Genomic DNA, 25,285 nt, shown 5'->3' on the forward strand with positions numbered 1-25,285 from the left:
GTTGGTCTTAGTTAAAGGATTAAATCAAATAACTGGGGAGAGTCCTGCCGTCGTTCACGAAGGTGGCGTCGAGACCAGGGTAACTTCTCATCGGTTTTCAGCAGCAAATACCGGTCTTTCTGTCTCTTTTGTTGATCCAGTAAATACTGCTTTACGTAGATCGGATTAACCGCATGGGTTCGGTGAATTCGGACAAAATCGTGTAAGTATTTCGACACCCATTTTAGACTCATCGCTAATAAATAACGGGTATTATCCTTCAGATAAATGTAGCAATACCCTCCATTGCTTTCCAGTCGAATAATTTCTTCATTGCGCAGAGGCTCCAGCTCAGATTTATTGCCATTAGCGTTCACCTCTCGATAGATCAGATAAGCCGGCTCCCCAACTATAATTGCATTTTGTGTATCGTTTGGCATTGTCGCTTCAGTTAACCATTCTAACTCGTCAGTTGAACAGGGTTCACTCGGCTTACAGGACGAAAGCCGATCATCATTTTCATCCGATACTCTTATTTTTTCGGTACTTCCATGGTAGGTAGGAATTCTTAAATACCGGATCGTTGCATTAAGGCGTATACGGTGCATGGCTAAAGTAGCGTTTTTTGGGGAATTTTAGAGGCGATGTACACCCAACCGTTTATATTAGGTTTCAAATAAATCTTTTTTTGAAGATATTTTTGTTTTTTTTTCGGTTCAAAAAACGCAAAAAAAGTAACTACTTGTTAGTGGCTTTCCTTTTCCATTCCAGATAGGCTTTTATGATAGTCTGTGCATCAGCGGCCTTAATCGTTTTCATCTGGCTTTCCGTAGCAAACTGCTTAGGCAGTTTAGCGTTCGTAACCCCATCCGTTAGGTAGTACCCAAACTGCCCTTTCCTGACTTCGTATTTTCCGGCTTTGTGAATGATTGTAAGTCCTTTAGCAGCCGGTGCCGAAGAACTTGATTCTAACATTGGAATAGCAAGCTCCAGCGTTACCTCATCGGCGGCTAGCGACTCGACCCCCGTAAACGCATCGGCATATAAAAGGTACGTTCCCTGTTTTGAGGTACCGACCCGAACGGGTTTATTCTTATACTCCCCCAGTAATCGAGTAGCCGTTTCCCGCTTGGCATCAGATAGCGTCGCTTCCACGTGAGCAATCATTCGCTGATGCATTTGATCATAGCTCTGAATAACAGTCAGAAATTTGCTTTTGCCTTCGACTATTTCGTCAAGTTGTTTCTCCATGCCTGCCGTAAATCCGTAGTCAATTAATGGGGAGAAATTCGCTTCAAGAAAATCGGCTAATTGAATACCCGTAGCCGTGGGGACCAGTTTTGCTTTATCGCCCCCAACGGATTGTTGTTCGGTCGTGGTACGAATCGTCCCCTGTTTCAGCGTAATGATGGTTGTCGGCAATTTTCGGGCAGCTACATTGCCAGTTTCTGCATAATTCCGCTTTTGAATCGTCGATAGGATACTAGCGTAGGTAGATGGTCGTCCAATCCCTTTCTGTTCCATACTTTTAATCAGTGTTGCTTCATCAAATCGCTTAGGGGGCTGTCGGTAGGTTTGTTTACCCTGCATTTGATCGAGGCGCAGCGTTGTACCAACCGCTACGGGCGAAATAACGGACTCGTCCTCACTTGCCTCCTCCTCATCAGACTCCGTATAGACAGCGCGGTAACCCTCAAAAATTAAGGTACTGGCTTTTGCCTGAAAGGTATCAATGGGCTGCCCGGTGCCGATCGTTAGTATTGTCTCCTCGTACTGGGTTGGTTTCATTTGTGACGCCATGGCCCGCGTGTAGATGAGCCTATACAAGGATTGTTCATCCCCGTTAGTCCCCGCCATTCGAACATCCATATGAGTTGGTCGGATCGCTTCGTGGGCTTCCTGGGCATCCGCTTTGACGGGAAAGCGCCGGGGCTGAAAATAGGTTTCTCCGAATTGGCTAATGACCTGCTCTTGAATTGCCTCGACCGCTTCCAGGGATAGGTTGGGTGAATCAGTACGCATATACGTAATATGACCAGCTGCGAATAACGCCTGAGCAACCTCCATAACCCGTTTTGCCCCCCATCGGTCATTTCCTTTGGATAGTTTGCGAATGGCTTCCTGCTGCAGAGAGGAGGTTGTGAAAGCCGGGCCAGGCTGCCGCAGTACCGGCTTGCTTTGTTTATCCAGCAAGCGCCACAACTTGCCGGTGGCACTATTTAGATAAGCCTGTAAAATAGGCAGTGCATTCATTTTTTGGCTGTCCGCTTCCCCCGCCCCTACGTAATTGGCTTTGATAAACTCATTTTTGGGGCTCGTAAAAACAGCCGTGAGCTTAAAGCTGAACTGATCTGTAAAGGAAGAGATCGTTTTCTCCCGCTCCACAATTAGCTTTAATGCAACACTCTGCACCCGGCCTGCCGTTAAGTTTTTACCTGTTTTGCGCCGGGCGATATCCGAAACTTCGTAGCCGGCAATCCTGTCGATGGCCCGCCGGGCTTCCTGGGCTTTGACCAGGCTCATATTAATTGGCCGTCGGCTATCCAGCGCTGATTTAATAGCTGATTTGGTAATCTCCTGAAAGGTGGCTCGTTGTGCCTTGTCTGGTGATATGTTGAGCAACCGGCTCAAATGCCATGAAATGGCTTCGCCTTCCCGATCAGGGTCAGTGGCTAAAATCACATTATCAGCACCCACCTCCCGGACCAGGTTCTTTAGGCCAGTAACGACTTTTTCCTTATCCCGGCTTACCTGGTATGACATGCTGTAATTGCGCTCCCGGTTTATGCCTAATTCCTTTTCCGGCAGATCCTGAACGTGACCTACACTGGCCGCTACGTACCACTGGCCGCTACCATATAAATCATCGAGATATTGAAGTAATTTTTGCTTTTTATTTGGTGACTCAACAATGAGCAGATGCTTAGCCATGAATCAAGAAAAGTAACGGGTTAGAAAATTAGATAGGTAAGCTGTCAACCCCACAAAAAGTACACGACCATAAAACCCCCATTCATAGGGCCTACCTTGACCATTTGTACCCACGCAAAAGCGAACCGCTATCCAGCTTAGGCCGGTTGCCCAGAGAACACATTGTATCAAACGCCACAACCTCTCCAAAGACCCACCGGCTGTTCTTCTTGCCAGCAGTGAGCTGCTCAGGCGTCCAAACCAAAAATGAATAACTAACCCTAGGACTACGAGTAGCAGAAGTTGACTCCATAACGGCCAGTTTCCTATTTCTTGAGTAAACTTATTCATCCGTATGCATCAGTCGATGAGCCGCATGAAAACAAGTTAGAAATAAGCCTTTTTGCTGATCTGCCATCAACGTTTGACAGCTTGAGAATTCATAATCGAATGGTACAATTCCTAAACTTATAAAGCTGTTGTGGACTTGTAAAGCGTCAATCAAATTTAAATCATCACCGGATTCCATTAGGATGCCAACGTAAGGCATTTCAGGATCTTCGGTATCAATTACATAGACTACACCTACGCTGCCACACGGGTTATGGGGCCCATAATGCGGTTCAGCAAGGGTTACCAGCTGTCCGACTTGCCAAAGCTCAGGCAACGCATCAGCTTTTTGAGATAAATAGGGAAATTGATCCATTAGTGAGGCAAGAGGTTGAGCTATGTGGAAACCTTCAAAATGTTTCATAAATGTATAAATTTAAATACTTTTTGACCAAATTATACGGTCAATATTTTATGAATAAAATTTTTCGATCATAGGTCGATGGTGTGGAAAATTTGAATCTCAGCGGTTAAGACTACCAGAAGTTGATCGGTCCGGTAAATGGAATTTGGTTTGTCTTAAGGTACCTGCCAATATTCCGGGAAAATGTTTCGTCAGATAGGGTGTACTAATTGATAATCAGCAATTTAACTAGACGCCAACATCCCTCTTGCTACGAATGTTAATGGTTCGCCACTGCGGCAACTCCACTATTTTCATTGGATTTGTTCAGGTTAGCTCACTGATTCGCTGAATAGACTGAACCTTAATTGCTGAACAGGTTCGATTAACTAATTTGAGCACTCAAGAATGATTCTTTTGATCCTAGTCATGCTCGGTGAATGGTACATTCATACGTACGTTTCACTTTACTTCCTCATGACTCTCACAGAAATCCTACCCGCCGATCTTGTCCTATAACGTGCTTAAAATCAGAGTAATACTGCTGGCATATGAAACATTTTCCCGAAATGTTGGCAGGTACCCAATATCCTCGACGTTAAAGAGATGCGGCTTAACAACGAGTTTTGCTAACTCGTCTAAAGCATTTTTTTGACCATGAGCCGTTACCATGATAGAGTTGGATTAGTTAAGTACATCCAAATTCGTACCTATTCACTTGTAATGGCAACAAAAGTTGGCGAAATAGCCTAATTAGTTGGTGAGGGGGTGAATGTCTTGTTTTAGGGGGTGAAGTGTAGGTATTCGCTCATCAGTAAGATACAATCTTACACATTTGATACTGTGTTGGGAGTTTTGCGAAATAGAGGTAAGTAGTCAGATAGGAGAGGAGTTAGTCTCACAAGCTCATATGCACCACTGAAAATTAGACTTTGATTTGTGAGATAACAAACGATTCCAAATGACAGATTTTGTACAAAGTGGCAAACGACTCATTATTTAATTTGCTAGTCGTTGCGTTCCGTCCATTGATAGCAAGCACTTGTCTTGTTAAACCGTCGCACAAACACATTCCCATTGATAGCCGTAGTTTTTTCTTCAGGTACGCCAGCACAACTCGCTCGGACTTCCACGTAGACCTTTTGATTAGCTTTTAAGAGAGAATCGGGCAGAGTCAAGGCATATCCAGCGGGAATGCCGTTCACTTGAGGATGGGTATAGGGAGCTTGCTGAGCGGAATCGGCTAGAATATAGACCATCCAACTAAGTCGAATAGTTGTATCTGAACTTTCAATTGATGAAGTCCTAATGGTTAATCCTTGGCTAGGATTATAACACACTGGATCAACAAAAATATGAGCCGGTTTATCGCAAAAGTCGGGCAGTTTAGGCGCTGGACAACTCGTCATTCCCAACGTACCCACTAGTAAAGTCCCAAGATAAGTGAGTTTCATAACATATGTTTATTCGCTTAACGTAGGGGATTTTAACTGTAGTATAAGTGCCATTATGATTACCGAAAGCCTTGATTCTACAAAATATAATGACGGATTTTGTATGAAACAGCAAACATACTCAAAGATGCTATGTAGAAGACATCAGCCATGAGCTTTCAACTTATTCCGGCGTAATTACAGACTCGCCACAATCTGCTTATAATTACTTGCTTGTTTTTGATATTGGTGATTCGAATGAACAACTCGTCCATTTTGACTTATAGTTTGACGGCAATAAAGCAGATTTGTAAATACTGGTGTTGGTAAACGAAACCTTAGGTAACTATTCTTTTTGGGATATTCTTGTCCCTTAAACTGATGGGCCTTTTACAAAAGCCACTGGCCATAAGTTAACCTGAAGGAAAAGCTTCAATTAGTTTTTCTTCAAGATGATCTTGATGGTATGCTGCTTACCTGGAAATAGATAGCCATCAAACTGGTAACCTGATGTGATATTAATACTGGCGTCCGGGATGATTGCCTGGACCGTATCGACTGAATAGGACTGTCCTGAATTTTAAAGTCGAAGGCCCATCGCAGTTCATAGCCTAAGCCACCTAATCCCTCGGATAAAAACAGGCCTTGGTAGGCAAAAGCCCCATTTTTATCGGTGCGAAAATCTTGCTGAGACACTAAGTTACTGCCACCAAAAGTTGACCCATTCTTAGCCAATACGCTGAGCGGATAATTCTCAACGGGTTTTCCCGTATTGAGTTGAACCGTTCCTGTTATTGACGTTTGTTTATCAACGGCCGTAAAGCCACAGCTTAAACTGCCGGTGAGTATGGCCAAAAGCAGGCTATGCTTTACTGCTTTTATCGTTTCCATCTTCTAAAGACCAGAAAAAGGGTTTAACCGTTGGAAATGTGTTGTATAAGTGGCGCAGCGGCAGACCGCAGCCACATTACTTATACAATCTGAATGAGAATAATACAATTTATACGGATTACTAGACAGGTGTGAGGATTTATGTACGACTTTGCAACGCGACCCTAGACATCTAATTTTTGAAAACAATCAATCATCTAAGATTTGAACAATTGGTAGCAAACCAGTATAAACATCGTTGTTTAAAAAAGTAGCTGGGTCGGGGTTGTGTCCCGAAAATGAATTAACACATCGAAGTGGCCGGTCAAGGCAGTTATAGTATAGTATTTCTCAGGGTGAGTTTCATCAAAAACGGCACCCGCATCGAACATTGGGTGCTTGGCGTTCAGCCAGTTGGTTAATACGGTGTCTGGCTGAGGCTGGTACAGGTTCAATGCAAACGTAGCGTACTGCCCTTTACCTAGCAGGTAGTTGAACGAATTGTTTACCCCTTCCGTACGGATCGAGAGGGATTTTAAGCGGCCAATACCTTGAGAGCCGTCGATGGCTGTAAACGAACCGTTGGTGAACAGTTGACCCACGATCAGGTATTTCGTCGTCAATTGCTTTTTCAACACAGCGCCCATCGTGGGCAGGTTACAAGACGCAACAGGCATATTGGCCATGTGATAATTATGAGCCCACAAGCTTACCTTGCCAATGTTCATTCTGGTCAACAGCCATTGCACATTCTCGGCCATATACTGATCCCGTTTGGCACCCGAGTTACAGGTGCTGCCATCGCCTAAATCCTGCTGTTGAATGAGCACGCGAGCTGCCTGCCGAGCAATCTCATACTCCATACGTCCGCCCGCAGCAACCCATCTACCTTCATTGGCCACAAACCGATTAGACAATACGGCCAAACCCTGGGCATACTGCTGCCGAAGCGGATCGGTCGTTGACAACTTGCTCACAAGCGCATATTGACTAACCAGGGAATCAACTTTTGATAAAGAAGCGGGGTCAACCTTAGTCAAAAACTCAGTGAGCAAGGGAAATTCGTCATCCGCATACTGGCAATCAAAACCGTAGAAGGATAGTTGCTGGTCGGCTGATTTACCAGTATTGTAGTCTTTCATCCACTGGAGCAACTCGCGTACCTCGTCGGTTGACCACGTCCAGAAATACATGCTTTTAGCCGCTTCGGCTGCTGAAGCTAGTCCCGTACTCTGGCCATGAATAAACCGGTTTACCATCACTGAGCGGCCGAAACTAGCTTCAAAGGCGATGGTCTGATGGCCATGTTTCTGAACCAGGTAGCGAAACAGGCGGTCTTTCATTCGAAAAAACTCACGCGTCCCGTGGGTGCCTTCGCCCATACCCACCACCTGTGCTTTGGCTAGAACGGTATCCAGAGGGGCTAGCTCAGTAAACTCCCGTGTCGGGTCAGCATCCTGTAAGGGCAGAATGACTTTATTCAACGCCTGTACAACCCGGATCTTGTCCGCAGATAAGTCGGCTAATGGATCAGGTTCCGCCTTTTGGCAACTGGTCACCAACAGGCTGAAGCCAAGAGAGAACAGAAGGTGAAAAGCAGGGTAGGGCCTTTGCATAACCGAATCAGGGAGTGAAAGCTATTAGATAACTATCAATGGTTGCCGCTTCCTTAATTCACCGATAAGGTAACATCGTCGTAATAAACTGTACCTGTCGTTTTTGGTAAGAAAAAGAAGATCACATATAAGTTTTGGGTATTAGCCGGAAATGAATCAAAGGTTAGGGTGTATTCTTTGAAATCATTGGTTCCTGTAATGGCTACTTTCCCTCGGGTTTCAGTAAAAAAAGCCGATGCGTAATTATCGTTGACTCCCTTATAACCCCCCATCGCCATAGAAATGCCTTCACCCTGCATGTTAACGGTCTTAATTTTTGCCTTTAAGGTCAATTTGGCACCAGTCGGAATAGGTGTAGAAGATGTAGTAAGCGACTGTTGAAAAAGTTGATAAGTCGAGTCACTCGGGGCGGCACTGCAACTAACCTTTATAGAATGGGTGGGTGATGAGGCTGCTTCGGTTGAGTAATCGACTGTGTAACTAGTAGGACGAGTAACAGAGTTTTTACTAACATCCGATATCCATGTTGAGTAGGGGGATGTTTCGAAGTCGCCACCGGTAAGCACATTGGCAATGGTCTGCGGTTGGGCATCGTCCTTTTTACAGGAGTTTAATAAAACGCTACTGCTGAGTATGAATAGGAATATCTTAGTCGCTTTCATCAAAAAAATGTAACTATGTAGTTGAATAGTATTAAAAAGTCCGGTTACTCAATTAACTACTTAGCTTAAAAGAAGTTGATTACACCTATAGTTAACTTATTGATCAATTTGATCAAAGAGGCTAGCTTTACCTAGTTCCACTATTGAGATTGATTCACCTTATCTAGCTGAGCGATCAAGAATTTTGACAAGCTTCAGTTGACTATTATCTACTGTTTATCTGATTAACGGCCTTTGACCCAGAAAGGCCACAGAACCAACCTCATCCTATAAATCAAAGATGTGCTTATAGTGTAATATTAAACGCTCCTGCTTGAGACGAAGAAAGTCGGATGTATCTGCTTCTTAAAATGGGCGTTTTTTGAAACACTGCTACTTTGTAGTGCTTAGAAAAACGTAAACTAACTAACCTTGCCTTCTGTCTTACAGCTATAAAACAGCTTTTGTTCTTGTGTTACATTTTGTAGTATTTAATATAGTTCTGATTGTATAACAGAAAAATAGGTTCTCTTGACTAGAACCATTGAGTTATATTCAGTTACTGAAATATTAAGCACCTCACTTATACAACACGAGAAATGATATTTTTTATTAGTCTGTTGATCTTTTTAGCTAAGCCAATTCCGATTAGTGTTATTGAGCAGCAGACTAATTCCTTTTCGGTCAATAAACCGGAGGATAGCTTAACGATCCAGTATGTTGATCTCCGAATAAATCCATTGCTTTTTTCCGAGGTAAAGAAATATATTAAAGAACAGCAGGATAGTAGTCAACTATTTAAAGATGGGTTTGGCTATTTAACAATAGCCGGAATTAAACTGGTTCGTAATGGTAGCCCTATTGAGGTTGGTTCCTTTAAGGAGCATCTAAAAGATGTTGAACTTGAATTTACTATTGGCCTTAGTAGCTTTTACCCAGCACAGAACATAGGCAAGCCACTTTATTATTCATTCGTGGAGAGTAGACTAATCCTTATTTATGATCAGAATGTGAGATGGATACATCAAAACTCCTATTCAACTGCTAGCATAAGCAAACTCAAAGAGCTCGTCAAACAGACACTCATGCCGGTTTTCGATCCTGACTTCACATTTAAAACTCTTCATGGAGATAGTATGGTGCTTACACCCGAACGTAGAGAGCAAATGAGTCAAGAACAGATCTTGGAAATGGCCGCTTCAACTTTATCAAAGCTTAAAACGGTTATCGAGTATGTTGATGGGAGTATTTCCTACCGCTATGTCCAGTTAGGAAAAGTGCGTTAAATATTATTATTCTTACATATTGAAAGCTGTACTGCACGTTTCGTAATTAAAATTTTCCCTTTGCATAACTAAGGTGGCTGTTGCAAAAGTAGGTAAGTATAAAATGAACTGTGTTAAAAGTCAAGCCATCGAGCGTAAAATAAGCTGGTAATGGGGACTTTTAATCTTTATCGAACTTTATAATGACTGACGATATAGCCGCACAGGCGGACCCGCTAATGGCGATTGCTCTGGCGGCCGGTGCCATCAACGGTTTAGTTAAAGCACAGCAAGAAGAACGGAACATATAGACCATTTTATCGAAGGCATTGCAGGTGAACGTATCTCAACGCTACTTAAAAAAATAGCTCAGATTTAATGACCAAACCCGCTGATACTGAGGCGTCAGTTTAATGAAGGTGGACGTTCCTGTTATAGGATCAATAGCGGTAAAGTCTTCATATAGTGATCTCAAACTGTGATAATACCGAACATCCATCACTAGATGAGTACCCAATCGGTATCCCACCCCACCGGTTAAACCTGCATCGAGCCGGTTGATGTTCTGAGCCGCCAGGGCTTGGTCTTTTTTAGAGGAAAAATAACTGCGCCCAGCCAAAAAGTAGCCTATCTGGCCACCTAACTCGATAAATATTCGATCAAATTTTGGTTGGAAGCGAACAAAAATTGGCAGTGTCACATAGTCATATTCACTAATGATGGCATCATTTCCCATGATTCCTGAAACCTTCGCTTTAGCGCCATGACGAGCATATTTCAGTTCCGCAGCCAGGGCAAAGTTTGACGAGAAAGGCTGTTCCACCGTAACACCCGCGGCATACTGCCATCTCAGACCAGACGTTTTGTTGATTGAAGGCGTATTTAGCTGTCCCGCATTTAACCCGCCAGTAATGCCGTATCGAAACGAATTTACACTTTGCCCATAACTTCTTCCTGGAAAAACCAGGAGCCAACATAAGATTAGTACCCGCTTACTTGTTTTCATAGTGCTTAGTCAAATATGGATTGATTCATAATAAAATGCATGTCCCGCAGACTCTTTAACAACAAGTGAAGAATAGTACGAAGGGGCGCCTGAGCGGTCCGCTCCTGCGGCACGAAACGATAAATACGCTCAATTTATCGCTCCCTACAAACGCATAATTGAAAATAATTAGCGAAGTACGGCAACTTTACCTTGGTAGTCCTGGCTTTGTCCGTTAGGTAACTGAACCCGGAGCTGGTAGCTGTAGAAACCCCCTATGACGACTTCCTGATTATCCCCATCCCACAAAATAGCACCGTTTGACAGTGTTTCATTCGTCCGATGAAAAACAACATTTCCCCATCGATTATAGATGATTAAGTCAGTTAGCTGTAAACGGGTAAACGGAAAGAAGAGCGCCCAGCCGTCATTTATCCCATCCCCATTGGGGGAAAAGGAATCTGGCATATAGACCATACTCGCGCAAGGTTCACCTAATTGAATGATTTGGTGGACCAGGCAGTTTCGCCCGTCTTTCACCGTAACTTCGTAGCGACCCGCTGGCAACTGGCTAAAGGATGAATCTGGCTGAAAGTCCTGGCCGTTTACACTATACATACGTTTTCCCTGTGCGGTGGCCGAAACCGTCAAACGGCCATCGAGGCTTCCACACGCAGGGGGTTCAAGCTTAATTGGCCCAATAGCAGGGCCTTCGCTTGGATCAATGATGACCGACTTTGCGGCGCGACAACCCGTTTCATCCCGCACAGTAACAAGGTAGGTTTTAGCGGCTAGATTTAGGAATACACCGGAGGTGTTCACCTGCACGCTGTCCAGCGAGAACGTCAGCTGGCCATTCCCAAGGGTACGACTCAGGTCAATTTGCCCGTTGGACAGGCCACAATGGGTTGCCTTAACGTCGATGTCTTGGAGCTGAAGCGAAATGCTTTTTTTAAGTCTGACCGGTTGCGACGCCAAACATCCGTCCTGATCCCGCACCCATACCCGATAGTCTCCAGCCGCTAAGCTGAGAAACGAATTGGCCGGATTAAAATCCACCCCCGTCAAGGAATACTCAAAGTTACCCGCTCCGCCAAAGGCCGTAATCGCTACGCGACCATTCGACTGGCCACAGGACGGGTCATCGGTATTGACTGAGCTGATTGTAGGGTTTGGCGGAGCGGCTACTGTAACGTTACTGGTACCCCAACAACCGGCGGCACTGGAATCCATAAGCAGGTATGTCCCTGGCGCTAAGTTGGTGAACACAGGTGATCGTTGAGCAGGCCCTTTATTTAAACTATAATAAATGGGGTTACGCGCCGTTTCGCCCGTAGCCGTTACCGAAATAACCCCATCATTTTTACCACAGCTAGCGGGTGTAGTTACCACATTGCGTAAATAGAGCTCAACGATTTCTATCGTGATGGCAACCGGCACGGTTTCCACCCCACCCAGGGTTTGCGTCAGATAATACGTGGTAGTTTGGTCCAGTGAGGGAGTTTGGTAGGTATTTCCCTGGAAAAGCAGTTGTTTTTTGTTCGCGTCGGCGTACCAGCGCACCTGGGTTCCCGTAACGGTTAATATGGGATCGCCGCCCCGACAATTCGAATCGTGGGATAGTAACACAATACTGTCCGAGGCCGTAGCGATTGGCTTGCCACGACGGGCAGGATCTGCCGTGGCTAATGTCACTCGAAATAAAGCGATATGACAAAAAACAACAACTGCGAATACCCATTTTATCCCTCTGGACCCTTGCATTAGGTAGCTATGTTTCACCCTGACAGGACGCTAGACCACACTTATTTACTCATTGGCAACTAACTCTTTATGGCTCTAATACAGAAATACAGCGTAAGCGGAAACATACTGATCGGTAATGAACTAAGGAAAGAATCAGCGGTACCGTCTATCCCTTCAATGGTCAGAGGATGGCTACCTAAACAGACTCTTTAATTTACTTCCAGACTTTTGCAACAGCCACTACCATTATATAATGATACTATTTTATGAGAGCATCTATTTACAAACCTTCGCTATTCGTAAAGCGGTGTGATTCGTATGGAGTCCAATTGAAGCTTGCCACCACGTAATTCTGATAGTTTGACTCGTGAACGGGCTTTTCTAATTTTTACCTATCGGAACATTATCCAGAATCTGAATAACAGCCCCTTCACAGTATATACCCAGATACTTCCCTTTGACGCAGGCTAAATTTACTTCATTATTCTTTCCACACTGAAAGGCCGTTGAAGCCCCAATCAGCAAAACAACAATTGATGCTTTCATAAGAGTAACTATTATTGATGTGTGAATTAGTCCGTAAAGGTCTTTTCTTGTGGAAGTCGTTCCATTCGCTCAGAAGTAATAATGGCATGTTACAAACTTTACAGACTTACTCACGGATCAATAAGTTGATGACATTTTAGCGGCAAAACCAGTTCGTTATAAAGGCATACGGTTCAAGTTAAGTTTTTTAGTATTATGACTTATTGTATCTATATAGGGTACTAACCCGGATAACTGTAGACTTTAAACAAACTCATCGCTGGAAATAGAAGTCTATCCGGCTGATAACCCCTTTCATCGGATATTCATTGAAGCAAGTTGAGCCAATACCAATCTTTGGAATTCGGATCAATAAACAAAAGTTGCTGATGAAGTTTAAAGTAGACGATCTGGTGCGATTAAAGAGCGGTGGGCCGCAAATGATTATTACTGGGTTTGGTTATTCAATTGTTGACAAAGCCTCCTCTACTGCTGATGAATCGAGCCCAATCTATTGTGAATGGTATGAAGGCATAGTGCCTAGACAAAGGATCTATATTGAGGATGATCTTGAACTAGTAAATAATAGTTCATAAAGTACTAGCGTATTTGCACCATACCTATTTGTATGCTATCTGCAAACGAGAGGAGTATCAAGTATTAATATCCTAAGATATTCTTAGTTATATAACAAGGCTGAATAAAGTCATACATTTTCTGTTTTTTAATTACACTCAGTCGATTTTATTTTTTATAGTTGAAAGGAAACGCCTTTCAATACGATAAGATCTTGTTTGATGAACCTAATAGAGCGGTAAAAATGTGGTTTTCAGTTCCAAGTTAATGTCCGCCCCTATTTTGGTCAGCCAGTGAAGCACTTTCACCAGCCTCTCGCTCCTTTTCGTCAGATTAGTAGACTTCTTCAAAGCAAGACCTATTAATTTCCTGTGGAGAATTAAATCCAGTCCTTAATCAACTAATTACCGAATCATGAATACCGCCTTATGGGTTATGCAGGGCTCGCTAGCCGCTATCTTTCTGAGTACGGGTTTAATTAAACTCCTTCAACCCGCCGACAAAGTACGCCAATTAGTACCGGCTGCATTTCCAATGCCATTTGTTCGTCTATTAGCGGGGCTGGAAATAGTCGGATCGATTGGCATTATATTCCCCTGGTTGACGGGTATTTTACCGATCTTGACTCCCTTAACCGCCCTTTGTATGAGTATAGTCTTAGTGGGGGCTATGATCGTTCACAGTCGCCAGCAAGAATGGTCTAAGTTACCTTTTGTTGGTGTGCTTTTAGTAGTATCCTTGGTGGTTGTTTATAGTCGTTATGCTACCCTTTTTTAGCGGTAATGTCATATCGAGCTAATTGTTTTTACGGATTGTTAAAGGTTAAATACAATTTCATTTGGCTTGACAGGATTCCTCTTGTTGTACTATTTAGAGGTTAGTTTTATAACTACCGTGGCTGTTGCAAAATTCGATGCCCAATTAGAAGAGCTTCAACAAAGGGAATATAATAGCCATTTGACAGCCAAAATCTGTCTAATTAATTTGGCCTCTCGGACCCCTTTACGACTTTTGCAACAGACAGGTAGATTATACAACATAAAAATAGGTTCTCTTGACAAGAACCAATGAGTTGTATTTGGTTATTGAACTAGTAAGCACCTCAACTAAAAACAACTATGAAAACTTGGCTCATTCTCTTACCGATTATACTAGTAAGTTGGGCTTGCTCAAAGCCCGAACTGGACCCTGCCCAATCGATCGAAGGCCACTATCAAGCCAAGCTCTATCAAAACGATTCGCAACAGCCTTGGGCCTATCCAATCAGCGGACAAAATGTGCTGTTAGAAATTAAATCGGTAGCCCCTGATACGGCCCAAGTCACGATTTTGCCATCCACTACGACCAGTTCATTTCCTAAAAATGTCTACTCACCTCTTCACGCGCTCACTTACTCAAAAGCGTTTATCAAAGCTGTACCGAGAACCGGTTATACAGCCTACTATCTGTACCTAGTCCCCCCAAGTAATCCTAACTCCCTATCCAATGCTATTGTGCTGACCAGCAACAGTGATTTAGCCTTTTATAACTTTCCTGCCACACCTGAGCAGGACCACACCATTGAGTTCGAGAAGCTACACTAAATAGCCTACTTCGGCTTATATTAGATTAATTAGTCAACATAACGCCACTCATATAACACCTCGTATGCGACTAACTAAAGTTTAGTTATTAAAAAATAATCGTCTCAAAATACGCTCCCAAATGAGACGAAGCAACCTTCATATATATGCTCCTTAAATAAGGCGTTTAGTTGGACGGCTTGTTGTTGACATCTGTTAACAACAAGCCGTACCATACGCTTAACTATAACTATACAATATATAACTAGTAAATTAGTTATATTGCTACGAAATTTATTGTAGCATGAAAACACCATTGACGCTCAAAACATTACTCCTTGCTTTGCTTGGACAATTAGCTGCCTCTCATCCCTCATGCAGTCAGCCAACTTATCTGATTAAAGCACGCCTTACTGGCTTGAACAGTAGCACAGTGGTGATTCAGTATTCAAGGCAAGGAATGCTAATCAAGGACACGGTTAGAGTCCATCAAAGTCAACTCACCCACTCAATGGCGATGACGGATGGGGCTATAGCTACACTTGTACTTAGTCCATCAACCCAACTTCCCTTCTGGCTCGACTCGCCAATTATTTCCATCACCGGTACTTCGGGTTCAGTCCCTTACTTGACCTGTACCGGTACACCGGAGAACGATTTATTAGAACTCTATAGAAAGACCATTGAACGACCTTATAACCTTAGAAAGCAAGGAAAATCAAGTGCGGAGGTTGATGCCATCGTTCTTCAAAAAGACAAGGCTACTCGTCAATTTATTGCCCAACATCCCACTACGCTAACGGCTGCTTATCTGCTCTACTGGCAAGCCATCCATGATACGACTATTTTCGATCAACTAGAATTTCTTTTAGACAAGTTGAGCCCACCGGTTAAAGCCAGCTATTGGGCCCAAAGAACACTTATTAGAATTAATAATGTTCAAAATCGACCTCGGGTTGGTAAATCGTTACCCGCCTTCAGTTTACCCGATGCTACAGGCAAAACGATATCGCTCACTTCATTCCCAGGCAAATACGTATTGCTGGACTTTTGGGGTACCTGGTGTGTTCCCTGCATACAAGGTATACCTGAATTAAAGTCGGTTCATGAAAAGTATAAAAGCCGTTTAGCGATTATCAGTATTGCCTTAGAGCGACCGGCTGATCGCCAGAAGTGGCTGAAAGCGATTGACAAATATGGCTTGAGTTGGACACAGACGGCGGAGTTTCGCAGTGCCCAGGAAGGGATTAACGAGCTGTACAATATCAAAGAATATCCTACCTATCTTTTAGCGGATCCTAACGGGGTTCTAGTGGCAAAACTCGCGTATGGAGAAGTAGAAAGCCAACTTGATCAATTCCTGAGCAAGTAAGTATCGTTAGGTAGTCCTGATTAGACGAATTGCCCCGTCTATCTCTCTTTTCCGGTTAAATTATCTCTAGCAGAACATATACAGATTAATCCTTAATCATCCATTTAACCGCCTAAGTCTATGCGCTCTATTTTTGCCTCATTTGTCATGCTTATGAGCCTGTGTTCTTCAACGCAAGCTCAGCAACTTGATCCTGGTTCATCCCCCCAACGGGTCATTTATGCAACCACCGAACAACAGCCTGAATTTCCGGGCGGCTTGGCTAAACTAAAAGAGTATATTCAAAAAAATTTGCGGTATCCTTCATCGGCCCAAAAGGCGATGAAGGAAGGGACTGTATTTCTTAACTTTATTGTGAGCGAGAAAGGTACCCCAGAAGATGTTCGGGTGAGAATGCCGGTTGATCCAGCTTTAGATGCTGAAGCAATACGGCTAGTACAAAGTATGCCCAACTGGACTCCTGCTAAAATCGCAGGCAAGTCAGTTGCTTGTCGCTATAACTTGCCGATTAAGTTTGCTCTTTGAGTAACCGTCAGCGTTGGTCTTGAGTGCGGCCTGGATGGCCCCGTTTTGCGCTCAAGACCAACGCTAACGGTTACTCAAAGAGCAAACTTATAGTAGCTGCTATGAAGAAGAAGATAATAGGTTTAGTGGTACTTCTCATTATTGGTAAGTCAACTGGTAGCTGGGCACAATCAGAGCGGCCAACTCAAAGTGACGTTTGGCACTTGTGCCCTCCCCCTACTTACTCACCTTTTTCCGATACACTGGCTCGGCGGGCTACACTGGACTCCATGACGATTCGAATGGCAGGACGTTGGAAATTGATCGAGATAGGTGATGGATGGACTTCCCCAAAACAGCCGGCTAAACTTGTCGAAGTACTATTTGATCGACAGGGAAAAGGCATAATCTTTGAAGAAAATAAACGGGTATCTCACTGCCAACTAACCTTGCATAGAAGCTATAACCAGATCTTTTTCAAGATTGATCAACTAGGCCAATCCATCTTTCATTTTCCTACTCTGTCAAACCAAGGTGGGCGAATCCATGCTTGTGAACAGAATTTAGTGATCGGTGACGGTAAGATGGATGGAACAGCATTTGCTTTTAGGCGCGTACGATAGGAGCGTTGCTAACGTAGTTGTACATATATAACAGCAATTCCAACCCTTAGCAGTTGAGAAGTGTCTTGCTCACAAGACAACATCATTTATGAAGCGCGTCTACTTCTTATTTCTATTTTGGGCACTTGTTTCACTATCTGGCTGCGAAAAAGACATTCCTGCTGATTGTGCTGAGGGAGGGGCTTTTGTTAAGCGAGTTGACAATGCCATTGGAACTGTTTACTATGACTCTATACAGACCAAGTATGTAATTAGAGTCCCAAACAGCATGGATTCCCACGATGTAGGTTATCTCTGTGCGCTGGATACTAAATATCAGCAAAACGGACTACAAGTTAAGTTTAGTGGTCGGTACTACGAATACTATAAAACGTTGCCCATGTATCTGGTTGGCGATCGGAATTATTCTTTATCAATAGAGACTATTTCACTTCACTGATTTTTGATTATTCGGTGAAGTATGTCAATCTGTGCTGAACCCCTAAAAGCGAGCCAGTAACTAGGCGTACCGTCACTTAACACCCACCTAATAATCTTACCGTAGTGTCCAGTAAATGTAGTAAGTACAGCTCTAATTTACTTTTTCTCATTAAATAATTTAATTTGAGACGATGGAGTTTTCATGTATATGCTTCACTAATTGGGCGTTTTCGAGACGATTAATTTTTTAATAACCGTCAACTCTAGTTAATCGCATATGCTTATATAACGAACTGGTTCTGATGCTAAAATGTCATCAAATTAATAGTTACTCTTATGAAAGCATCAATTGTTATTTTGCTGATTGGGGCTTCAACGGCCTTTCAGTGTGGAAAGAATAATGAAGTAAATTTAGCCTGCGTCAAAGGGAAGTATCTGGGTATATACTGTGAAGGGGCTGTTATTCAGATTCTGGATAATATTCCAATAAGTAAAAATTGGAAAAGCCCGTTCACGAGTCAAAACTATCAGAATTGCGTGGTGGCAAGCCTAGATACGACCATTTTTAAGGGCACTGGCAGCTATCCGTCTGTACTAGCTAGGTCTACCGATTCTACGTTTTATTTTACCTACAAAGACGGCGGTTATCCAAGAAAAGAGTACAATCTCTGTGAACCGTCCGCTTTTATTACAATTACAGGCGTTTCTGAAACAACTTGCCCTTAAAACAAGGCTAACCCATTTAGTTTCCCCAATTATCCATTAGTACTCAGTTAGTTGAATAAATTCAAATTTAACTTAGTTACCAATTGGTTAGTAATCATAGTTAGTGATCAAACTTATCGGATAGCCGTATTATAGTATATCGGTATAATTTAAGTGGAGACCTCTTCTGCTTAATCAGTTTTCTTTCTACTAACAAATTAGCGTCTTCAATTACATTGATTTATTACTATTTAAAGAGTAAGTTGCGTAAATACCAGTGTTATGCCGGTTAATCCAGTACCAGTTTATGCACCAACGTTTACTGATTAGCTTTTTGTTAGTTTTATGGGCTCGCCCTATACTGGCTCAACCTTCATATACCCTCTCCGGTGTTGTTCAGGATTCGGCCAGTGGACAACCCATTGTGCGGGCGGCTGTGGTGCTGGATTACGAAAAGTCGACGCGGGGCACCTACACCGACACCCAGGGTCACTTCACCATAACTACCAACTCTGGCCAGCATGTCGTCGTCGTTCGAAGCCTGGGGTATGTGCCGTTCCGAACCACGCTGTATCTTCGGGAAAACCGGTCCTTAACGATCAATCTGCCATCGGTGTCCAGCCAGTTGGAAGAGGTCGTGGTGACTAGTAAAGGATACGACCGGAACGTGCGCCAGCCGCTCCTAGGAGTAAGCCAGATCAATATTGCGACGCTTAAAAAGATGCCAGCCGCCCTGGGCGAGGTGGATATTCTGCGTAGTCTGCAAATGCTACCGGGCGTTACCAGCGTGGGCGAAGCGGCCAATGGGCTCAACATTCGAGGTGGCACTACCGATCAAAACCTGATTCTACTCGATGATACCCCGATTTTCAACCCCACCCACATGTTTGGGTTGTTTTCGGTGTTCCCGCCCGATGCGGTGGGTGGGTTGGATCTGTACAAAGGAAACGTACCAGCTCGCTATGGCGGGCGGGCGGCATCGGTGCTGGACATTAGCCTACTTAACCCCGATCTAAATCAGTTTCATCTGACGGGGGGCGTGAGTCTGGTCGCCAATCGGCTCACGGTCGAAACACCCATCATTAAGGGTAAACTAGCACTGCTCGTGTCAGGACGAGGAGCGTTCAATGACTTTCTGCTACGGGCTGTTTCGCCCCGCTTCGATAATATTCGGGCCAAGTTTGGCGATGGAACGGCCAAACTCTTCTGGCGAGTCAATGACAAGAACACAGTGACGGCTATGGGGTATTATAGCCAGGATTTGTTTCAGACCAATCTACTGGGGAGCCTGGCCAATGTTAACGCCATCAATACCCAGTATGCCCAGCAAACGGCCAATGGCATGGTGCGCTGGTTTCACCAGATTAACGACCGAGTCAATGTGCAGACAACGGCCCTGGTAGCCCAGTACATTCCCCGGATTCTATCGACTGAAGACAGTACGGCCAATAAAGTGGTGCTAAAGCAATCATTGCTTCAACGGCAGATCAAATCAAACCTGAATTATCAGTTAGCCAATCAGAAGATTGAGATCGGTATTAGTGGTACCCATTACCGGTTGAATCCCGGCGAGTTGATACCCGGCAATAGTCTGGCCGTCAACTACCAGAAGACTCCGATTGAGAACGCGATGGAACTTGCCATCCATGCTGAAGATGAGATTAGTGTATCCGATAAACTGGCCGTATCGGCAGGACTCCGGTACTCCCACTTTTTGAATGTAGGTCCGTCAGTCGTACGCCGGTATGCCAATGGCGAAATGGCCGATGCCACGACGGTAGTGGATTCGACGGTGTACGGGGCTGGACAGGTGAGTAAGCAATACGGCGGACTGGAACCCCGGCTGGGGCTGCGCTATGCGCTGACGCCCAATTCGTCCATCAAGCTGGGCTATAACCTGATGCGGCAGTATTTACAGGTGATTACCAACACCACCACGCCGTTGCCAACCTCGCGCTGGAAAACGGCCGATACGCACATTCAGCCCCAGGTGAGCCAGCTGTTTTCGGCGGGCTATTTCCAGAATTCGAAGAACAACATTTTTGAATTGTCAGCCGAGGTATACTGGCGCAGTACGCAGCACGTTCTGGACTATAAACCGGGGGCCGATTTTCTCTTGCAGCCCTATCCGGAAACCCAACTACTTTCTGGCAAGAGCAAAGCGTACGGTCTAGAGGTAATGGTGTCCAAGAAGAAAGGGGAGTTGACGGGCTGGATCAATTACACATTTGCCCGTACGCTGAACCAGGTCAACGAAGGGGTTGATTTTCAGCAGCAGATTAATGGAGGTAACTGGTATAGGGCCAACTACGACCGTCCACACAGCTTAAACATGAGCCTGACCATTAACCAGGGCCGTACCCACAGCTTTTCGTTCAATTTCGCCTACAGCTCCGGTCGGCCCTACACCGCACCAGAAGGGTTTATTCGCTATCAGGATCGAACTTATCCCTATTATAATGAGCGCAATCAGTATCGGTTGCCCGACTATCATCGGCTGGATTTTGCTTGGAACATCTATAATCCAAGTATGAAGAATCGGCGCTGGCAAGGCCACTGGACTTTTACAGTCTATAATATTTACGGCCGTAAGAATGTCTATTCAGTCTTTTACCGCACGGAAGGACAGGCGACAAATCCGTACCGGCTCAGCATTTTCGGGGCACCGATTCCGAGTTTGACATACAATTTTGAGTTCAAGTAAATCATCGTTAATTCATGCACGATGCGCGCAACCTTCCCCCGTTTCCTTGTCATTTTGGCTGTACTCCTTCTGCCAATCGCCTGTGTTGATCCAGACGACATAGTGCTACAGGGTACGGTGGACATCCTAGTGGTTGATGGTACGATTACCAATCTGGCTGAGCCCCAAATCATTAAACTCAATCGCTCCAAAGCGGACCGGATCACCGGTCGATTTGGCAGTTTACCCATTACGAAGGCCACAGTAGACGTTTTCGTTGATTCTTCACAGGTGGTGGCTTGCCATGAGACGGTAGATGGCAGCTATCAGTTACCCAGCGACTTTAAAGGGCAGGTTGGGCATGCTTACCAACTGCGCTTTATCCTACCCGATGGTACGCGTTATGAATCATCTCCACAAATTATGCAGCCTGTGTCTTCAATCACGGGCGTAAAAGCCCAATTTAACTTAAAAGCGCTGCCCCCGCTCCAGCTAGGGGGCTATACCGCCGGGCATGACTTCTCGATTGAGAGTCAAGACCCAGCGAATCAGCACAACTACTATCGGTGGGAATGGACGCTTTATGAACGGCAATATTGGTGTCAAACCTGTCAAAATGGGGTCTATACGATCAACAAAGTCCTACCGAATGTGTATAAGGATTTCACCTATTTTGTGACAGGCAACGAACTGTACGAAGACTGTTTTACCCCCCCCGTAGGCCAGGCGGCGTATAATGCGCCATCGGTACGGGGGGGCGACTGGTTTTATGATTACCCGTGCCGAAGCGCCTGCTGGGAAGTTTTAGCCAGTAATGACATTAATGTGTTCGATGATATTTACAGCAATGGCGGTTTAATCACCCGGGAGCATATTGCCAAAATTCCTTTTTATGCGTCTCAACCAGCTTTAGTAGATATTAAACAGTTATCAATGACCAAGGAGGCTTATCGCTATTACAAATTATTTGCGGATCAGACGCAGAATACGGGAGGATTAGCCGATTCTCCCCCTACGGCATTAAATGGAAATGTGCACAGGACGGATGGTAAGCAGGAGGCTATCGTTGGGTATTTTTCGGCCTCGGCCGTATCGATCGTTCATTATTGGCTGGATCGAAAAGATACGCAGGGTATGGCTTATGGTGCCTTAGATCCGGCTGGCCCACACACGAATGTAGGCGATGATTTATTTTATGCGCTAAACGTACGGAGACCCTATCCAGAACCTTCTCCACCCTATATTGGAGGCCGGGAAGAACCCAATATTAAACTATGGCCCAATAACACTCGTCCACCAACCGCTCCCTGTTTACTGAGTGATGGGCGAACGCCATTTAAGCCCGAGGGATGGATGGAGTAGCTAGGGTTAACATAAATTGGGTAGCGAGTAGTTGTGCATCAACAATCGTCAAAATGTTCAATTGCATTTCCGCTTACAGCATTGACCAACCACTCCTTATTCCATTAACCTTAGAAAAGCGTACGAACGTTGCTCATCAATTCACTGGAAGACAATCTACCATTACCCATCGGAAACGCATTTTGGGCGCACCGGTACCAAGCTTATCGGACAATTGTAAGTTAAATAAAAACGACAGCGTTATGCGTCATTTTTGGTTACTAGTAATGGTTTGTCTGGGGACTTGCCTAAGTCAATTGAGCTGCGTAAATCCCGCCGATCTGCTTCTTCGAGGTACCCTGGATGTGGTCGTCATTGACGGCACCTTAACTAATTTAGCCGAATCGCAAGTCATTCAACTGAACCGCTCTAAAGCGGATCCGTTGACGGGATTACCGGGTTCCGTTCCCCTAACAAAAGCCATCGTGGAAGTAGTCGTTGACTCGTCGGAGGTGGTTACAGCGCACGAAACCCTTGACGGACGCTATCAACTGCCGAGTGACTTTAAAGGTCAGATTGGGCATGCCTATCAACTTCGCGTTACCTTACCAGGCGGCACTCACTACGAGTCCACCCAGCAGGTTATGCCGGCGGCACCACCCATCACCACGGTGAAAGCGCAGTTTAACCCGACTAGTTTGCCTTCCTCTCAAATCGGAGGGTATACGGCGGCCCATGAGCTGTCCATAGATACGCAAGACCCACTTAGTCAAGCTAACTTTTACCGCTGGGATTGGAAACTCTGGGAAAAACAGGAGTGGTGTCGAACCTGTGTACAGGGTCAATACTCCATTAATAATGTACAAACGTTATTTTCGGCGAATGGCCTTCCCTATTATCAAACAGGCGATTCTTTAGTTGAGGACTGCTTCTATCCACCACCGGTTATCCAAGGCTATACGCCTATTCCCTACTTTGTGTATGATTACACCTGTAGAACCCAGTGTTGGGCGATCTTATATAGTCATCAGTTAAACGTATTTGCCGATACGTACAGTAATGGGGGAATGATCTCAAATCGACAAGTAGCCCAAATCCCGTTTTATCAGCATACGCCCTGTCTGGTGGAGATTCGGCAATCAGCCCTAACGCCAGTTGCGTACCGATTTTATAAACAGTTTCAAGAGCAGACGCAAAGCAACGGGGGTGTAGCGGACTCACCGCCCAGTGCAATTGTTGGCAACATTCAGAATGTTGCCAACCCCCAGGAGAGTGTGGTTGGCTTCTTTACAGCCTCCGCTGTTTCAACAAACAGGTACTGGCTGGATCGTAAGGATACCCAAGGCATTCCCCCCGGCTTATTTGTGGCGCTGAACGGTCGGGAGCCTATTCCGGAACCGTCCTTTCCATCTGCCCCTGTCATTACCATTATCACGACAATAGCGAACAAACCTCCTTATACAGCGGTCTGCTCGCCAACCGATAGCCGAACACCTGTTAAACCAGTAGGCTGGCGGGATTAATCAAACTAATTACTAATCTTATGTTTACCTACGGTTTATCGTTACGTCTGTTCCTTTGGCTGATCTGGCTAGTACTAGTCGTGATTCCACTGGCTTGCGTGGATCCCTTTAACACGACAGTAAGAAGTTCGCTAAACGCGATTGTGGTGGATGGAACAATTAACAATCTGCCAGTTCCCCAACTGGTCCGATTGAATCAATCCATTCCAGACCCGTCAACGGGGCGTTTTGGATCAGTTCCTCTAACGGGTGCCCACGTTGAGATATGGGTCGATAGTACGACAAAAGTGGCATTGGTGGAGACTGATTCGGGTCGCTATCAGGCACCCGACGGATTTGTCGGTCAGGTTGGTCACTATTACCAGCTACGGTTTAGCCTAAAAGATAACACGACTCGTTACGAGTCAGATCAACAGTTATTGCAGGCGGTGCCACCCATCAGTAAGGTGTATGCTCAGTTCAATCCAACCAGCCTATCCCCGGCCGAGCAGTTGAAAGGTGGATATGCGGCGGCTCATGATGTATTCATTGATGTCAATGATCCAGTCGAAACAAAGAACTATTACCGCTGGGATTGGCAACTCTGGGAACGCCAGGAGTGGTGTCATACCTGCGTGGACGGGGTGTATCAAATCTACCGGCCGGATAGTACACTCCTGGAAGATTGCGCTCCCTATAATGTTTCTTATCCGCCATCCCATTATGTATTTGACTATAACTGTCGGACCCAGTGCTGGGATATTCTAAAAAGCAGCGCCCTGAATTTATTTGATGATCAAGTCAGTAACGGCGGACAGATCACGGCCCGCCAAGTCGCGCAGATTCCGCTTTACAGTAAGGCCCACTGCTTAGTGGAAATCCGGCAATCATCGCTCACCCGAAAAGCCTATAGTTACTTCAAGCAGTTTGCCGAACAGACCCAAAACACGGGCGGCTTAGCCGACTCCCCGCCAGTTGCCCTGGTAGGCAATGTGCGGAATATAACGATCCCAACCGAGCAGGTCATTGGCTACTTTACCGCGTCGGGGATCTCGGCGGTACGTTACTGGCTGACCCGGAGCGATGCCACCGGATTTGCACCAGGTCTGTTCCAGGCCATTAACGGGCGTGACCCCATCCTTGAAGTAGGCGTTCAACCCAATCGCTACCGGCCACCGTTAGCGGTATGCGTACCAAGCGATCGTCGAACACCCATTAAGCCGCCCGGCTGGCAGGATTAAGAAATAAATAATACGATTGTCGTCATGCTATTTCACCAACGATACGTTGATCG

At 45.0% G+C, this 25,285-nt stretch carries 23 protein-coding genes; 13 read left to right on the forward strand and 10 right to left on the reverse strand.

The genetic code is table 11. The annotated features are described in order from the left end of the window. Positions 1-11 precede the first annotated feature (11 nt). The 7 genes from CWM47_RS21280 to CWM47_RS21310 form a co-directional block, all read right to left on the reverse strand. Entirely contained in the window at positions 12-587 is a 576-nt protein-coding gene (locus CWM47_RS21280; protein ID WP_100990208.1) for a LytR/AlgR family response regulator transcription factor, read from the reverse strand. A gap of 130 nt (positions 588-717) precedes the next feature. Beyond that, entirely contained in the window at positions 718-2,910 is a 2,193-nt protein-coding gene (gene topA / locus CWM47_RS21285) for a type I DNA topoisomerase (protein WP_100990209.1), read from the reverse strand. Between the two features lie 322 nt (positions 2,911-3,232). Continuing rightward, positions 3,233-3,643 carry a hypothetical protein gene (locus CWM47_RS21290; RefSeq protein ID WP_157816026.1) on the reverse strand — a complete coding sequence of 137 codons (411 nt, stop codon included), beginning with the start codon at positions 3,641-3,643 and terminating at the stop codon, positions 3,233-3,235. A gap of 986 nt (positions 3,644-4,629) precedes the next feature. After that, the gene (locus CWM47_RS38230; RefSeq protein WP_157816027.1) at positions 4,630-4,881 is read right to left on the reverse strand and encodes a hypothetical protein; all 252 of its coding nucleotides are present in this window, start codon (positions 4,879-4,881) and stop codon (positions 4,630-4,632) included. Positions 4,882-5,502: 621 nt separating this feature from the next. Next, positions 5,503-5,946, reverse strand: coding sequence for a peptidase associated/transthyretin-like domain-containing protein (locus CWM47_RS21300; RefSeq protein WP_100990212.1), 444 nt, complete (start codon positions 5,944-5,946; stop codon positions 5,503-5,505). A 242-nt stretch (positions 5,947-6,188) separates the two neighbouring features. Then, positions 6,189-7,541: an erythromycin esterase family protein gene (locus CWM47_RS21305; RefSeq protein WP_100990213.1), complete on the reverse strand. Its 1,353-nt coding sequence runs from the start codon at positions 7,539-7,541 to the stop codon at positions 6,189-6,191. A 53-nt stretch (positions 7,542-7,594) separates the two neighbouring features. After that, positions 7,595-8,203, reverse strand: a complete 609-nt coding sequence (locus CWM47_RS21310; RefSeq protein WP_100990214.1) for a hypothetical protein — start codon at positions 8,201-8,203, stop codon at positions 7,595-7,597. Positions 8,204-8,781: 578 nt separating this feature from the next. On the opposite strand from CWM47_RS21310, the gene CWM47_RS21315 reads away from it, so the two are divergent. Then, positions 8,782-9,468, forward strand: coding sequence for a hypothetical protein (locus CWM47_RS21315; protein WP_100990215.1), 687 nt, complete (start codon positions 8,782-8,784; stop codon positions 9,466-9,468). 331 nt (positions 9,469-9,799) lie between these two features. Here CWM47_RS21315 and CWM47_RS21320 read toward each other — a convergent pair whose 3' ends face one another. The 3 genes from CWM47_RS21320 to CWM47_RS38235 form a co-directional block, all read right to left on the reverse strand. Further along, a complete protein-coding gene (locus CWM47_RS21320; protein WP_100990216.1) occupies positions 9,800-10,453 on the reverse strand; it encodes a porin family protein in 654 nt (217 codons plus the stop codon). Between the two features lie 168 nt (positions 10,454-10,621). Next, entirely contained in the window at positions 10,622-12,127 is a 1,506-nt protein-coding gene (locus tag CWM47_RS21325; RefSeq protein WP_170069438.1) for a T9SS type B sorting domain-containing protein, read from the reverse strand. A gap of 432 nt (positions 12,128-12,559) precedes the next feature. Further along, positions 12,560-12,724 carry a hypothetical protein gene (locus CWM47_RS38235; protein ID WP_157816028.1) on the reverse strand — a complete coding sequence of 55 codons (165 nt, stop codon included), beginning with the start codon at positions 12,722-12,724 and terminating at the stop codon, positions 12,560-12,562. Between the two features lie 368 nt (positions 12,725-13,092). On the opposite strand from CWM47_RS38235, the gene CWM47_RS40315 reads away from it, so the two are divergent. The 12 genes from CWM47_RS40315 (at position 13,093) to CWM47_RS21385 (ending at position 25,232) form a co-directional block, all read left to right on the forward strand. Then, entirely contained in the window at positions 13,093-13,299 is a 207-nt protein-coding gene (locus CWM47_RS40315; RefSeq protein ID WP_100990218.1) for a YodC family protein, read from the forward strand. A 394-nt stretch (positions 13,300-13,693) separates the two neighbouring features. Further along, positions 13,694-14,056 carry a DoxX family protein gene (locus tag CWM47_RS21335; protein WP_100990219.1) on the forward strand — a complete coding sequence of 121 codons (363 nt, stop codon included), beginning with the start codon at positions 13,694-13,696 and terminating at the stop codon, positions 14,054-14,056. A 341-nt stretch (positions 14,057-14,397) separates the two neighbouring features. Further along, complete coding sequence (locus CWM47_RS21340) at positions 14,398-14,862, forward strand: hypothetical protein (protein WP_100990220.1); 465 nt, start codon at positions 14,398-14,400, stop codon at positions 14,860-14,862. Between the two features lie 283 nt (positions 14,863-15,145). Further along, positions 15,146-16,213, forward strand: coding sequence for a TlpA disulfide reductase family protein (locus tag CWM47_RS21345; RefSeq protein ID WP_100990221.1), 1,068 nt, complete (start codon positions 15,146-15,148; stop codon positions 16,211-16,213). 120 nt (positions 16,214-16,333) lie between these two features. Then, positions 16,334-16,738 (forward strand): energy transducer TonB, encoded by a 405-nt coding sequence (locus CWM47_RS21350; RefSeq protein ID WP_100990222.1) that lies wholly within the window; start codon positions 16,334-16,336, stop codon positions 16,736-16,738. Positions 16,739-16,839: 101 nt separating this feature from the next. Continuing rightward, positions 16,840-17,340, forward strand: a complete 501-nt coding sequence (locus tag CWM47_RS21355; protein WP_100990223.1) for an ATP-grasp domain-containing protein — start codon at positions 16,840-16,842, stop codon at positions 17,338-17,340. An 88-nt stretch (positions 17,341-17,428) separates the two neighbouring features. Beyond that, positions 17,429-17,779 carry a hypothetical protein gene (locus CWM47_RS21360; protein ID WP_100990224.1) on the forward strand — a complete coding sequence of 117 codons (351 nt, stop codon included), beginning with the start codon at positions 17,429-17,431 and terminating at the stop codon, positions 17,777-17,779. A gap of 317 nt (positions 17,780-18,096) precedes the next feature. After that, entirely contained in the window at positions 18,097-18,486 is a 390-nt protein-coding gene (locus CWM47_RS21365) for a hypothetical protein (RefSeq protein WP_100990225.1), read from the forward strand. A gap of 286 nt (positions 18,487-18,772) precedes the next feature. Beyond that, complete coding sequence (locus CWM47_RS21370) at positions 18,773-21,169, forward strand: TonB-dependent receptor (protein WP_100990226.1); 2,397 nt, start codon at positions 18,773-18,775, stop codon at positions 21,167-21,169. A gap of 21 nt (positions 21,170-21,190) precedes the next feature. Further along, positions 21,191-22,510 carry a DUF4249 domain-containing protein gene (locus CWM47_RS21375; protein WP_100990227.1) on the forward strand — a complete coding sequence of 440 codons (1,320 nt, stop codon included), beginning with the start codon at positions 21,191-21,193 and terminating at the stop codon, positions 22,508-22,510. Positions 22,511-22,752: 242 nt separating this feature from the next. Then, positions 22,753-24,012, forward strand: coding sequence for a DUF4249 domain-containing protein (locus CWM47_RS21380; RefSeq protein ID WP_100993981.1), 1,260 nt, complete (start codon positions 22,753-22,755; stop codon positions 24,010-24,012). 20 nt (positions 24,013-24,032) lie between these two features. Then, the gene (locus CWM47_RS21385; protein ID WP_100990228.1) at positions 24,033-25,232 is read left to right on the forward strand and encodes a DUF4249 domain-containing protein; all 1,200 of its coding nucleotides are present in this window, start codon (positions 24,033-24,035) and stop codon (positions 25,230-25,232) included. The last annotated feature ends 53 nt before the right edge of the window (positions 25,233-25,285 follow it).

Origin of the sequence: Spirosoma pollinicola, from assembly GCF_002831565.1 — a bacterium.
GTDB lineage: Bacteria > Bacteroidota > Bacteroidia > Cytophagales > Spirosomataceae > Spirosoma > Spirosoma pollinicola.